We start from the raw sequence: 13,476 nt of genomic DNA on the forward strand, positions 1-13,476 counted from the left end.
CGTGTACATAGCGGATCTGGAGTACGCGGCGCCGATGCCGTGGCCCGCAGAAGTCGACCCCGATCACGTGCGCGAGGCCACGGACCGGCTGATCGCACACGTCGCCGGCCGGGTCGACGCCGACGGCGCCCTGCGCGAGGAGTGCCAGAGCCGGGTGCTGGAATCGGCGCTCGCGCTGTCCCTGATGACGCGCACCGGCGCGGACCCCTCGCCGGCCCGGGACCGGCTGCTCGACTTCCTGCGGGCGCACCAAGGCACCCCGGACAAGCTCGAACGCGTCCTCGCGACGCTCGCCGTCGCGCGGGCCACCGGCCGGACCTCCGCCGGTGACACCGAGCTCGTCGCCCAGCTGACGGAGGGCGTGCTCGGCGACGCGCCGGGGTTCATCTCCGCCCGCCGCCGCATGATGGTGTGCGCGGTGCTGTCGGTGCTCGGCTGCCCGCTGCCGCCCGAGGTCCTGGCCGCGGTCGCCGACGAGGTCCCCTCCGACCCCCTGCACTCCTGGGCCGCCGTGCAGCAGGCCTCCGTGACGCTGATCCTCGCCGCCGCCGCGGGGGTGGACAACAAGGTCACCGCCGCCGCACTGGAGACCCTGGCCGCCACGGACCCCGCGACGACGGTCTGGGAGGGCTACGCCCTGATGCACCTGCTGGTGCTGCACGGGCTCGCCGGTTTCCCCAGGAACGAGGAGACCGTGCGCAGCGGGCTGCGGACGCTGCTGCGCCACCAACGCGCCGACGGCGGCTTCCCGTTCGTCCTCGAGATGCACAACTGGTGCACCTCGACGGCCGGTACGGCCCTCGTCGCGGCGGGCGCCCCCACGGAGCTGCTGCGCCGGATGGCGGGGATGCTCGTCGACCACCAGGGCGGCGCCCCGACGCGCTCGCTCTCCCGCGGGGCGACGCTGACCGACGGCTGGTCGATGTCGGAGATCGTGGCGCAGAACGACGTGGACGACACCTCGTGCGCCCTGGAGTTCCTCCAGGCCATCGACCCGGTCGCCTACGGGGACTCCGTGCGGCGCGGGGTGGCGGGGCTGCTGGCGGTGCAGGGCGCCGACGGCGGGTTCCCCACGTACGTCGCGGGGGCCTCCTCGGAGCCGTGCATGACGGCCGCGGCCATCTGCGGACTCGCCGCGCACCCGGACACGCTGCCCGCGCGGGAACGCGCCCTGGCCTTCCTCGTCGGGAGCCAGCTCGAGGACGGAGGTTTCGAGCCGGGCTGGAGCCGCAGCCGGCTGCACACGATCTTCCGTGCGCGCCTCGCCGCCTGCACCGCGGGGCCGCGGGACCACCACGTGGCCCGGATGGCCGAGCGGATCGAGCGCACGGTGCTCGAGACGCAGAACGAGGACGGCGGCTGGGGGATGCAGCCGGGTGACCCGAGCGACGACATCAGCACCGCGTACGGGTTGATCACGCTGTGCTACGGGACCGATCACCGGCCCATCGGACGCGCGCTGTCCTGGCTGCTCGCGCGCCAGAACGCGGACGGCGGCTACGGCGGCCCTCCCGACATGGTCGGCCCGCGCCCGTTCCCGTACAGCTTTCCCATCCTGACCGATGCTCCCGTACTCCTCGCATTCGGCCATGTCCGCTCCCGTATCTGGGACATGGAGACCCTGCTCCAGGGAGCGAACTGAGGGCCGGAGCCGAACCGTTCGCGCGGCGTTTGAGGAATCGCCCACTCAACGTCACCACGGCCGCTGAATAACCGGAGGGAGGAGGGGGTCTTGGACCTCCTCCTCCCTTCATGCGGGGTCAACGTGCCCTAGCCTCTTGCCTGTTAACGACTCAGAAGCACCATCGCGACGTTCTTTACCCTTCGACGGAAGACCGAGGAATTGACATGATGCGCAAGATAGCGGCCCTGCCCAGTGGAAGGCTGGGAAAATGGGTCGTCATCGCACTCTGGGCGGCCCTGCTCGTTCCGGCCCTCATGCTGGCCGGAAAGCTCGGAGACGTCGAAGAGAACGACAATTCGGCCTGGCTGCCGGGCAATGCGGAGTCGACCGCCGTGGTGGAGCGGGCCGAGAAGTTCATGTCGGCCGACACCCTGCCCGCGGTCGTGATCTACGACCGGTCCGCCGGCGTCACCGATGCCGACCTGGCCAAGGCCGAGGCCGACGTCGAGGCCTTCAAGGGCATCGCGAACATCGTCGGGCCGGCCCAGGGGCCGACCAAGTCCGCGGACGGCAAGGCCATCCAGACGGTGGTCCAGGTCCGGAAGGACAAGTCGGGCTGGGAGGGCATCGGCACGGTCGTCGACTCGATGACCGAGGTCGGCAAGAAGAACGCCGACGGTCTCGGCTTCCACGTCGCCGGACCGGGTGGCTATGCGGCCGACTCGATCAAGGCGTTCAGCGGGGGCGGGGCCCTGACGACGATCACCGCGCTCGTGGTGGTCGCGATCCTGCTGCTGACCTACCGCAGCCCGCTGCTGCCCCTGCTGCCGTTGCTGACCGTGGGCGTCGCCCTGGTCACCTCGGAGGCGGTGATCTACGTACTGGCGAAGAACGCCGGCCTGGTCGTCAACAAGCAGACCAGCTTCATCCTGACCGTCCTGGTGTTCGGCGCCGCCACCGACTACGCGCTCCTGCTCATCTCCCGTTACCGGGAAGAGCTACTGAGGCACGAGGACCGGCACGACGCGATGGCGGAGGCCCTCTACCGCTCCAGCCCCGCGATCATCGCCAGCGCCGCGACCGTCGCGGTCAGCCTGATGCTGCTGATGCTGGCCACCCTGAACTCCACCCAGGGCCTCGGCCCGGCCTGCGCCGTCGGCGTCCTCGTCGGCCTGCTCGCCATGATCACCCTGATGCCGGCCCTGCTCGTGGCCTGCGGCCGCTGGATCTTCTGGCCGGTCAAGCCCACCTACGGCGCCCCCGCCACCGCCGAGAACGGCATCTGGGCCCGGGTCGGCACCGCCGTCTCCGGCCGGCCGCGGCTCGTGTGGATCGGCACCGCGCTGGCGCTCGCCGTCATGGCGCTGGGCGTGCTCGGCCTCAAGGCCGACGGGCTCGCCAACAAGGACCAGTTCACCAACACCCCGCAGATGGCCGTCGGCGAGAAGATCCAGTCGGAGCACTTCCCGGCAGGCTCCGGCGACCCCATCTTCGTCGTCAGCAAGGCCGCCTCGGCGGAGCAGGTACGCAGCGCGCTGCTCGCCGTCCCCGGCATCGTGAGCGTCACGCCCCCGACGGCCAAGGACGGCGAGGCCGTCATGCTCGGGGAGCTCAAGGACGACCCCAGCAGCACGACCGCGATGAGCACGGTCAAGAAGGCTCGGAACGCGGTCCACGCGGTCGGGGGCGCCGACGCCCAGGTCGGCGGCAGCTCGGCGGTCATGCTCGACACGCAGACGGCCGCCGCCCGCGACTCCAAGGTGATCATCCCGATCGTGCTGGTCGTGGTGCTGCTGATCCTCATGCTGCTGCTGCGCTCGGTCGTCGCGCCGATCCTGCTCATGGGCACGGTGGTGCTGTCCTTCGGCGCGGCCATCGGCGTGAGCAGCCTGGTGTTCAACCACGTCTTCGGCTTCGCGGGCGCGGAAGCCTCCTTCCCGCTGCTGACCTTCGTCTTCCTGGTCGCGCTGGGCATCGACTACAACATCTTCCTGGTCACCCGGGTACGTGAGGTGTCGGCGGAGCACGGCACCCGGCGCGGCGCGCTGCTGGGCCTGTCCACCACCGGTGGTGTGATCACCTCGGCGGGTCTGGTGCTGGCCGGCACCTTCGCGGCGATGGCCTCGCTGCCGCTGGTGTTCGCCGCCGAGCTGGGCTTCGCGGTGGCCTTCGGAGTCCTGCTGGACACCATGATCGTCCGCTCGGTGCTGGTCACGGCGCTGACCCTGGACGTGGGCCGCTGGATGTGGTGGCCCAGCAAGCTCTTCCTGCGGGAGGAGGACCCCGAGCCCCAGGTGCGGACCCCCGACCTGGAGCCCGCCCTAGGCGCCAAGTAGGCACGTCGGCGCCGAGGAGGCACGTCGCGACCCCGTACGTCCGAAGGGCCTCCCGGTACCGGCCGGGAGGCCCTTCGCGGTGGGGTACGCCGCCGCACGTGCCGCCGGCTCAGCGGTCGCGATAGGCCACCTGCTCGGCCATCTTCACCAGGCGCTTGTGCCAGTCGTCCGCCAGCGGCGCGTCGTCGAGCGCCGCGCAGGCCGTCGCGACGAGCTGGTCGATCTGCTCCTCGACCTCCTGGCGGACACCCGAGGCGAGCAGCGCGTCGCGGAGCTCGGCCGGGTCCCAGCCGCCGCTGCGGCCGTCCTCCACGAGCCGTGCCACCCGCTCGTCCTTGGTGGCCGCCAGGGCCAGCAGCAGGGTCATCTTGTGCTCCACGAGGTCCAGCCCGGCGGGCTTCCCGGTCGCCGCCCCGTCGCCGAAGGCGTCGAGCAGGTCGTCGCGGAGCTGGAACGCCTCGCCCGCCGCGACCCCGTACCGCTCGAACGGGCCCAGGAATTCGGGCCGTCCGGCGATGGCCGCGCCGAGCGCGAGGGGCCGGTGGATGGTGTAGTTGCCGGACTTGCAGACGGCCACCCAGCGGGACAGCGCCGGATCGGCCGTCAGCTCGGCGGCGAGGGCGATGTCCAGCTGCTGACCGATGATCACCTCGGTGACCAGGTCGTTCCAGATCCCCAGGGCCGGGCCGGTCAGCCCGCTGGCGAGCCGGTTGGCGTAGCTGAGCGCCAGGTCGCCGGCCAGGATGCCGATGCCCTCGCCGAACCGGCGGTGCTCGCCCGCCCAGCCGTGCTCCGCGTGGAGGGCGGCGTGCTTGGCGTGCACGGTCGGAGTCCCGCGCCGGGTATCGGAGTTGTCCATGATGTCGTCGTGGATGAGGGCGAACACGTGCAGGAGTTCCAGCGCGGCGGCCGCCGCCACGACCGTCCGCTCGCCCTCCTCGTCCGCCGGGCCGCCGACCGCCAGGTAGCCGCTCACGCAGAAGGCCGGGCGCAGGCGCTTCCCGCCCGCCCTGACGATGTCCGCGACCGCCCCGACCGGCACCGCGACGCGGGCGTCGACGGCCCCCCAGCGCTCGGCCTCGGCCTCCAGGAGTTCATCGATCACGACGCCGACCCGGGCCAGGAGCTTGTCGCAGGCGTCACGGTCCACGCCCGCGCTCCCGGTGGGGGCCTGCGGCGCGGGCCGGTCCGGTTCCGCGGAAAGTTTGAACAAGACGTTCTCCTTGGAAGTCGCCGCAGGATTTCGGGCTTTCCGAGCTGCGACGGTCATCCTCGGTCGAATGGCTTGCCGGGGACTGAGGGGCGGATTGGTATCGGCTTGGCGCAAGCCGATACCAATCCGGGAAATAGTCGCGGCCAAGTCGCCGGTTGACTTGGGGGATTCTAGGCGCACGGAAAGGAGTCCTTGACGAATCTGTCGCGCCTCGGTGATCCTCTTCGTGCAACCCACCCATTACCTGAGGGGGCGGCCGGAAAGCCGCCGGATCTCTGCCTCGCCAGTCAACCGGCCTGGAGCGGGCGGGCCTTGACGCACCCCGTCGGCCCGTTTCCGCAGGTCGTCGGGCCGCTCGCTCGTGAGCGGGAATTCGCACAGACTATGAGGAAATCAATCACATGAGCGGGCTCATCCTGCCCCCAGGCCAGGGGCGAAAACTGGTCACGAAGGCACAGGACGTGACCTTCAAGGTCACCGCGGCGGACGGCTCCTCCATCTCGGTATTCGAAGTGATCGTGCCGCCGGGCTTCGATGTAGGGGCCCACGTGCACACCAAGTCGCAGGAGTTCTTCTATGTCCTGGAAGGGGAATTGGAACTCCTGGCGTTCGAGCCCGCCGAACGTACGGAGGACACCTGGCGCACCTGGGAATCCGAAGCCGGTGACAAGGCCGTCCGCGCGACCGCGGGCAGCTGCATGTTCGTCCCCCCGGGCACCCCGCACGCCTTCCGCAACGCCTCGGACACGCCGGCGCGCATGCTCTTCCAGAGCTATCCCTCGCCCGATCACGAGCACTATTTCGAGGAGATCGTCGAGATCTTCTCCGTTGGCCCCTCGGTGGACGCCGAGGCCGTCCGGCAGATGCGCGAACGCTATGACGTCGAGCAGATCACGCCCCTGCGCTTCGAGCCGCCCGTCCTTCCGGATCTTCGGTCCGCGACCGACCGCACCGCGTAACGAGAGGTGACCACCATGGACAGGATTCCCCTCGTTCACGCGAGTCTGGGAGAGAAGGAACTGGCCGCCGTAGCCGAGGTGTTCTCCTCGGGCTGGCCGGCCGGCCAGGGCCCCCAGGGCAAGGCGCTGGAGGCCCAGCTCGTCGAGCGCTACGGCGTCGGTGACGCCGTCTCCCTCAGCAACTGCGGGGCCGCGCTGCACCTGGCGATGCTCGCCCTCGGCGTCGAGCCGGGCGACGAGGTGATCGTCGCCGACTACACCTTCCCGGCGCCCGCCCACGCGGTGCGCTACGTCGACGCCGTCCCCGTCTTCGCCGACGTGCGCGCCGACACCGGCACCGTGGACCCGCGGGCGGTGGAGAGCCTGATCGGGCCGCGCACCGTCGGCATCATCGCGGTGGACACGGTCGGCCTGCCCGCCGACTACGCCGAGCTGAACGCGATCGCGGACCACCACGGACTGTTCGTGGTCGAGGACGCCGCCTGCTCGGTCGGCGCCACCTACCAGGGCCGCCAGGCCGGCACGCTGGCACCGGTGGCCTGCCTGTCCTTCCACGGGCGCAAGGGAGCCAGCAGCGGCGAGGGCGGCGCACTGCTCTCCGCCGATCCCGTGATCGGGCAGGACGCGCGGCTGCGGTCCTCCTTCGGCATCGGCAGCATCTTCGACCAGTCGCAGATCGTCGGGCTGCCGATCCCCGAGTTCACCGACATCGGCTACAACTACAAGATGTCGGACATCGCCGCCGCGATCCTGCGCGTGCAGATGGGCCGCATCGACGAACTGCTGGTCCGCCGGAGCGCCGTCGCCGCCCAGTACGGCGAACTCCTCGCGGAGGAGGAGCTCGTGACGCTCCCGCACGTGCCCGGGGACCGCACCCACGCCTGGCAGTCCTACATGGTGACCCTGGACCCGCGGGTGGACCGCGCCGGACTCGCCGCCGCGCTGCGCGCCCAGGACATCGGCTGCGGACACGGCACCTGGGCGACCCACGTGCAGCCGGTGTACCAGTCCAAGCGCAAGTGCCCGGTCTCGGCCGACCTGTTCGCGCGCAACCTGGCCATCCCGATGCACGCCGAACTGACCGAGGCGCAGGTCGAGCGGGTCGTGAGCGTCCTGCGGACCGAGCTGCGCACCCACGCGCGCGCCCGCTGAACCCCCGGCGCGGCAGCGGAACTCGGCTGCTGCCGCGCCGCGCCGCTTCGCGAAGCGCCGTCTCCCGCGCCTCTCCCGCGTCTCTCCCGTACGTCCCCACGTCCCTGACCGAGCCGGAACCCGTATCTGAGGAGTGTTGGTGCTTACGGTCTCCCTTGTCGGCGCGGGGCCGCGCGGTTTCGCGGTCCTGGAGCGGCTCTGTGCCAACGAGCGCACATCCCCGTCCCACCGAGCGGTGACCGTGCACGTGGTCGAGCCGCACGCACCGGGCCCCGGAAGGGTGTGGCGCACCGGGCAGCCGCGCCAGCTGCTGATGAACACCGTGGCCTCGCAGGTCACCGTCTACACCGACCACAGCGTGCTGATGGACGGCCCCGTCGAGGAGGGCCCCAGCCTGTACGCATGGGCGGCCGAACTCGCCCGCGACGCCGAGGAGCCCGGGGTACGGGACCGGATCCCCGCCGAGGCGCTGGCCGAGGCCCGCCGGCTGGGCCCGGACGACTACCCCACCCGCGCGTGCTACGGCGCCTACCTGGAGGACGCCTTCCGCGCGGTGACCGCGGCCGCGCCCGGGCACGTCACCGTCGTCGAGCACCGCACCCGGGCCGTGGCCCTGACCGACGCAGCCGCGTACGGCGGTCCGCAGACCCTGGAACTGGCCGACGGCACGCTCCTCACCGGCCTCGACGCCGTGGTCCTCTCCCTGGGACACGTGCCCGCCCGGCCCACCCGGGGCGAGAGCGCGCTCGCGGAGGCCGCCGCCGCGCACGGGCTGACGTACATCGCCCCCTCGAACCCCGCGGACGTGGACTTCTCCGTGGTGGCGCCGGGCGAGACGGTCTTCGTCCGCGGCCTCGGGCTGAACTGCTTCGACGTCCTCGCGCTGCTCACCGAGGGCCGCGGCGGCACCTTCGCACGCCAGGGGGACGCGCTGCGCTACCTGCCCTCGGGCCGGGAGCCGAAGATCGTCGCCGGGTCGCGGCGCGGTGTGCCGTACCACGCGCGCGGCGAGAACCAGAAGGGCCCGTACGAGCGCCACGAGCCGCGGCTGCTCACCCCGCAGGCCATCGACCGGATGCACCGGCGGGCGGCGGACGGCGAGCGGCTGCACTTCCTCACCGACCTGTGGCCGCTGATCGCCAAGGAGGTGGAGGGCGTCTACTACGGCACCCTGCTGACCGCCCGGGGACGGGAGCGGCAGCGCGCGTCCTTCGTCGAGCACTACCTCGCCGCGCCGGACCCCGAGTCCGAGGAGCGGCTCCTGGACTCCGCGGGCATCGCCCCCGCGGACCGCTGGGACTGGGAGACCTTGGCCCGGCCCTACCGGGGCCGCGACCTGCCGGGCCGCGCCGAGCACCGGGCCTGGCTCCTCGGCCACCTGGCCGAGGACGTGCGCCAGGCCAGGGCCGGCAACGTCCGCGGCCCGCTGAAGGCGGCCCTGGACGTCCTGCGCGACCTGCGCAACGAGATACGCCTCGCGGTCGACCACGGAAAGCTGGAGGGCGCCTCCTACCGGGACGACCTCCAGAGCTGGTACACCCCGCTCAACGCGTTCCTGTCCATCGGGCCGCCCGCCTCCCGCATCGAGGAACTGATCGCGCTGATCGAGGCCGGGGTCGTGGAGGTCATGGGCCCCGGCGTCCGGGTGCGCGCACCGGCGGCTGACGGGAGCGACGCCGGTCCCGCGGTGTTCACGGTCACCTCCGACGCCGTCCCCGGGCCCCCGGTGGCGGCCACGGCCCTCATCGAGGCCCGGCTGCCGGAGCCGGACCTGCCGCGCACCGCGGAGCCGCTGTTGCGGGCCCTGCTGGAGAGCGGGCAGGCAGCCCGGCACCGCATCGAGGGCGCCTGCGGCGTCGCGTACGAGACCAAGGGCCTGGCCGTGACCGGGCGCCCCTACCGGCTCCTCGACGCCCAGGGCCGGGCCCACCCGCGCCGGTTCGCCTACGGCGTGCCCACCGAGGCGGTGCACTGGGTGACCGCCGCCGGAAGCCGCCCCGGGGTCAACTCCATGACCCTCGGCGACGCGGACGCCATCGCCTGCGCCGTGCTCGCCCTGCCCGGCACCCCTCGGACGGCCGGTCCGTCCGGACGGTACCGGCCTTCGCCCACCGATCCCGTCGAGGTGAACGCATGAGCGCCGACCAGCGAACCGGCACGCCCGGCACGCCCGAACCGGCCGGGTGCGGCCCCGACTCCGGGCTGCTGTCCCCGGTGCGGGCCGGCACGCCCGCCGAGGCCGTCACCTCCGACCTGGCCTGGCTGCAGGCCATGCTCGACGCGGAGGCCGCCCTCGCCCGCGCCCAGGCCGAGGCCGGAGGCGTGCCCGCCGAGGCGGCCGCCGCCATCAGCCGTGCGGCCCGCGCCGAACGGCTCGACGTGCGCGCACTCGCGCTCCTCGCGCGCGAGACCGCCAACCCGGTGGTCGGACTGGTCCGGGAACTCACCCGGCTGGTCGCCGCCGAGTCCCCGGAGGCCGCCGAGTTCGTCCATCACGGCTCCACCAGCCAGGACGTCTTCGACACCGGCGCCATGCTGGTCGCCGACCGCACGCTGCGGCTGATCCGCGCGGACCTGGAACGGGCCGCCGAAGCCCTGGCGGTCCTCGCCGCCCGCCACCGGGACACCGCCATGGCGGGCCGCACCCTGGCCCTGCACGCCGTACCCACCACCTTCGGCCTGAAGGCGGCCGGCTGGCGCCGGCTCCTGCTGGACGCCCGCGACCGGGTGGCCGCCGCACTCGACGGAGGCCTGCCCGTATCGCTGGGCGGAGCGGCCGGGACCCTCGCCGGATACCTGGAGTTCGCCCCGCCGGGAGAGGACGGCCGACGTGGTCACGGCGAGTACGCGGACCGGCTCCTGGACGCCTACGCCGCCGAGACCGGCCTCGCCCGGCCGCCGCTGCCGTGGCACGCGCTGCGCACGCCGATGGCCGATCTCGCGGCGGCACTGGCCTTCGTCACGGGCGCCCTGGGCAAGATCGGCGTGGACGTGCAGTCGCTGACCCGGACCGAGGTGGGGGAGGTCTGCGAACCCGCGGTGGAAGGGCGCGGCGCGTCCTCGGCGATGCCGCACAAGCGCAATCCCGTACTGGCCACCCTGATCCGCAGCGCCGCGCTCCAAGTGCCGCTGCTCGCCGCGGGGGTGACGCAGTGCCTGGTCTGCGAGGACGAGCGCTCGGCGGGGGTGTGGCACGCCGAGTGGCAGCTGCTGCGCGAGTGCCTGCGGCTGGCCGGCGGAGCCGCGCACACCGCCGTGGAACTGGCCGAGGGGCTGGTCGTACGGCCCGAACGGATGCGGGAGAACCTGAAGTTGACGGGAAGTCAAGTGGTCTCGGAGAGGGTGTCCGCCGTCCTGGCGCCCCGGATCGGCAAGGCCGAGGCGAAGGAACTGCTCACCCGGGCCTCCGCCGAGGCGGAGCGCACGGGAGGCTCGCTGGCCGAGGTCCTGGGCGCGATGCCCAAGGTGAAGCGGCACCTGACGGACGCCCAGATCGTCCGGCTGCTGGATCCGGAGGGCTACACCGGCGCCGCACCGGCCCTGGTGGACCAGGAGCTGGCCGGCGCCGGCGGGGTCCCGTACGCGCAGACGCGGTAGGCAGGGCGGCGACCGGTTCCACCGGCGGCGCGGGGAGGCCCCGTCCGGGGGCGGACGACCTTCGGGGTCGCCGCCCGCGGACGGGGCTTCCTTGTGTCCGGGGCCCGGTCGGGGGCGAGTTTCGGCCAGGTGTGCCCCCGCGGGCCCACCATCCCCCACCGTCCCAATCCTCCGGGCCCCGGTGAAAGGACCGGCTAAAGGCCCTTGGTGAAAGGTGCGGATGAATGGAGGCGGGGAAGGCAAGTCGCCGCCAAGCCAGTAGCAAGCGCCATACGGGATGTTGGGGAACGTACACGCTGTGAGGGCAGCAGAAAATTCTCTACATCAGAGAGACAGATGCCAGGTATGCCAATTCTATGTAAGCCTTCGGTGAGCGTGCCGGAACACATCATCACGATGGAAGACACTCTGGCATTCGCCAGGGAGGCGCATGCGGGCAAGCCGCAGCTTCCGCTGGCCCTTCGACTGATAGAGAACACGGGGGTGCGGAAGCGCCACCTGGTCCAGCCGATCGAAAAGACGCTGAGCCACCCCGGATTCCAGGAACGCAATCGCATCTACGAGATCGAGTCGAAGAAGCGGTGCCCGGAAGTCATAGAAAAGGCCCTGGAGAACGCGGGCCTGGTGGCGACGGACATCGACGCGATCATCTACGTCTCGTGCACCGGGTTCATGATGCCCTCGCTCACCGCGTGGCTGATCAACGAGATGGGGTTCCGCTACGACACCCGGCAGCTCCCCATCGCGCAGCTCGGCTGCGCCGCGGGCGGTGCGGCGATCAACCGCGCCCATGACTTCTGCGTGGCCCACCCCGAGAGCAACGTCCTGATCGTCTCCTGCGAGCTGTGCTCGCTGTGCTACCAGCCCACGGCCGACGACGTCGGCTCGCTGCTGTCGGACGGGCTGTTCGGCGACGCGGTCGCGGCCGCCGTGGTGCGGGGCAGCGGCGGCGCCGGCGTCCTGCTGGAGCGCAACGCCTCGTACCTCATTCCGCACACCGAGGACTGGATCTCGTACTCCGTCCGCGACACCGGATTCCACTTCCAGCTCGACCGGCGAGTTCCCGGAACGATGGAACCGATCGCTCCGGTGCTGGGCGACCTGGCCGCGCTCCACGGCTGGGACATCGGCGATCTGGATTTCTACATCATCCACGCCGGGGGCCCCCGCATTCTGGACGACCTCGCCAAGTTCCTGGGCGTCGACCGGGTGGTCTTCCGGCACAGCTGGTCCACGCTGACCGAATACGGGAACATCGCCAGCGCGGTCGTGTTCGACGCACTTCGCCGGCAGTTCGAAGAAGCCGAGCGCCTGACGGCCGGATCCACCGGTGTCATCGCCGGATTCGGTCCGGGAATCACCGCGGAAATGGTCCTGGGGAGCTGGGTTCCGGCGGCCCCGCAGCAAGTGGAAGCGAAGCCGGCCGCCCGGTCGGTGCCGCGTCAGCTCTCGGGAAGCATGGTGGGGACGGCATGAGCAACGGCCAGCCGACGTCGGATCGGATCATGCGGCTCATCACCGGGTACTGGGCGACCGGCATCCTGGGCACGGCGGCGACCCACTCCCTCTTCACCCACTTGGAGGAGGGCGCCACCTCTGCCGCCCACCTGGCCGACCGCGCCGGGATCTCTGAGCGGGGCGCGCAGGCCCTCCTCGACGGCCTGGTCAGCATCGGCCTGGTCGAGCAGGCCGCCGGCGCCTACCGCAACACCGCCGAGGCCTCCGCCTTCCTGGTGGAGGGCCGCGCCGAATCGCTGAGCGGGTTCGCCAAGCTCAAGATGGGCCACATGGGCAGCCTTTCGGTGCTGCCCGAGGTCGTCCGCACGGGCGGCCCGCTGTCGGACGCCGTGGTGGAGGTGGCCGACAACCCGCACTGGGAGCAGCTGGTCCAGGCCATCGCCGCGCAGTCGGTTCCCGTCGCGAAGATCGCCGCCGAGGCCCTGGGCCTCTCCGGGGCAGGGGAGATCTCGATCCTCGACATCGGCGGCGGCTCGGGCATCTGCTCCGGCATCTGGCTGGAACTGAACCCCGCCGCGCGCTCGACGCAGCTCGACTGGGAGCCCATCAACTCGATCGCCCGCCGGCTGCTCACCGAGCGGGGCGTGGGCGATCGCGTCAGCTACATCGACGGGGACTTCCACACGACCGGGTTCGGCGACTGCGCGCACGACGTCGTGATGTACTCCAACATCGCCCACCAGGAAGGGCCGGAGGAGAACGTCGCGATCTTCGCCAGGGCGCGCGGCGCCCTGAAGCCCGGCGGCACGCTGGTCGTCTCCGACTACATCGTCGAGGACGACCGCAGCGGCCCCGCCTTCGCGCTGACCTTCGCCTCGGAAATGCTGCTCAAGAGCAGGCGCGGGGGCACCTGGACCAGGGCGGATTACCACGCCTGGCTCACCAAGGCGGGCTTCGGTGAAATCACCTTCCGGAGCACGCCTTCGCCGACCACGTTGATCTTCGCGCGGTAGTCGACGGCCCTAATGCGGAGCGCCGGTCGGAGGGGAAACGGAATGATCCCCGCCCCGGCGCTCCGAGCATGATCAGTGGCGGGCGAACGTCACCGCACGAGGGAGCGAGGGATTCCGACCGTTG

Annotated in this window: 9 protein-coding genes; 8 read left to right on the forward strand and 1 reads right to left on the reverse strand. The window is 71.7% G+C overall.

Annotated features, from left to right (window positions below; all coding sequences use genetic code 11):
- The first annotated feature begins 1 nt into the window (after position 1).
- A complete protein-coding gene (locus OG435_RS29110) occupies positions 2-1,642 on the forward strand; it encodes a prenyltransferase/squalene oxidase repeat-containing protein (protein ID WP_266880898.1) in 1,641 nt (546 codons plus the stop codon).
- A gap of 206 nt (positions 1,643-1,848) precedes the next feature.
- Complete coding sequence (locus OG435_RS29115; protein WP_266880899.1) at positions 1,849-3,960, forward strand: MMPL family transporter; 2,112 nt, start codon at positions 1,849-1,851, stop codon at positions 3,958-3,960.
- Positions 3,961-4,069: 109 nt separating this feature from the next.
- On the opposite strand, the gene OG435_RS29120 is transcribed toward OG435_RS29115, so the two are convergent.
- Positions 4,070-5,173 carry a polyprenyl synthetase family protein gene (locus OG435_RS29120; RefSeq protein ID WP_266880900.1) on the reverse strand — a complete coding sequence of 368 codons (1,104 nt, stop codon included), beginning with the start codon at positions 5,171-5,173 and terminating at the stop codon, positions 4,070-4,072.
- 401 nt (positions 5,174-5,574) lie between these two features.
- On the opposite strand from OG435_RS29120, the gene OG435_RS29125 reads away from it, so the two are divergent.
- From OG435_RS29125 to OG435_RS29150, 6 genes are all read left to right on the forward strand, one after another.
- On the forward strand, positions 5,575-6,132 hold the full coding sequence (locus tag OG435_RS29125) for a cupin domain-containing protein (protein ID WP_266880901.1): 558 nt from the start codon (positions 5,575-5,577) through the stop codon (positions 6,130-6,132).
- Between the two features lie 15 nt (positions 6,133-6,147).
- A complete protein-coding gene (locus OG435_RS29130) occupies positions 6,148-7,284 on the forward strand; it encodes a DegT/DnrJ/EryC1/StrS family aminotransferase (RefSeq protein WP_266880902.1) in 1,137 nt (378 codons plus the stop codon).
- Between the two features lie 139 nt (positions 7,285-7,423).
- Positions 7,424-9,421: an FAD/NAD(P)-binding protein gene (locus OG435_RS29135; RefSeq protein ID WP_266880903.1), complete on the forward strand. Its 1,998-nt coding sequence runs from the start codon at positions 7,424-7,426 to the stop codon at positions 9,419-9,421.
- Entirely contained in the window at positions 9,418-10,881 is a 1,464-nt protein-coding gene (gene pcaB / locus OG435_RS29140; RefSeq protein ID WP_266880904.1) for a 3-carboxy-cis,cis-muconate cycloisomerase, read from the forward strand. Before OG435_RS29135 ends, pcaB begins: the two co-directional genes overlap by 4 nt.
- 345 nt (positions 10,882-11,226) lie before the next feature.
- Complete coding sequence (locus OG435_RS29145; protein WP_266882169.1) at positions 11,227-12,357, forward strand: type III polyketide synthase; 1,131 nt, start codon at positions 11,227-11,229, stop codon at positions 12,355-12,357.
- Complete coding sequence (locus OG435_RS29150; protein ID WP_266880905.1) at positions 12,354-13,352, forward strand: class I SAM-dependent methyltransferase; 999 nt, start codon at positions 12,354-12,356, stop codon at positions 13,350-13,352. Before OG435_RS29145 ends, OG435_RS29150 begins: the two co-directional genes overlap by 4 nt.
- Positions 13,353-13,476: the final 124 nt, after the last annotated feature.

Source organism: Streptomyces sp. NBC_01264, from assembly GCF_026340675.1.
In the GTDB taxonomy this organism is placed as follows: Bacteria; Actinomycetota; Actinomycetes; order Streptomycetales; family Streptomycetaceae; genus Streptomyces.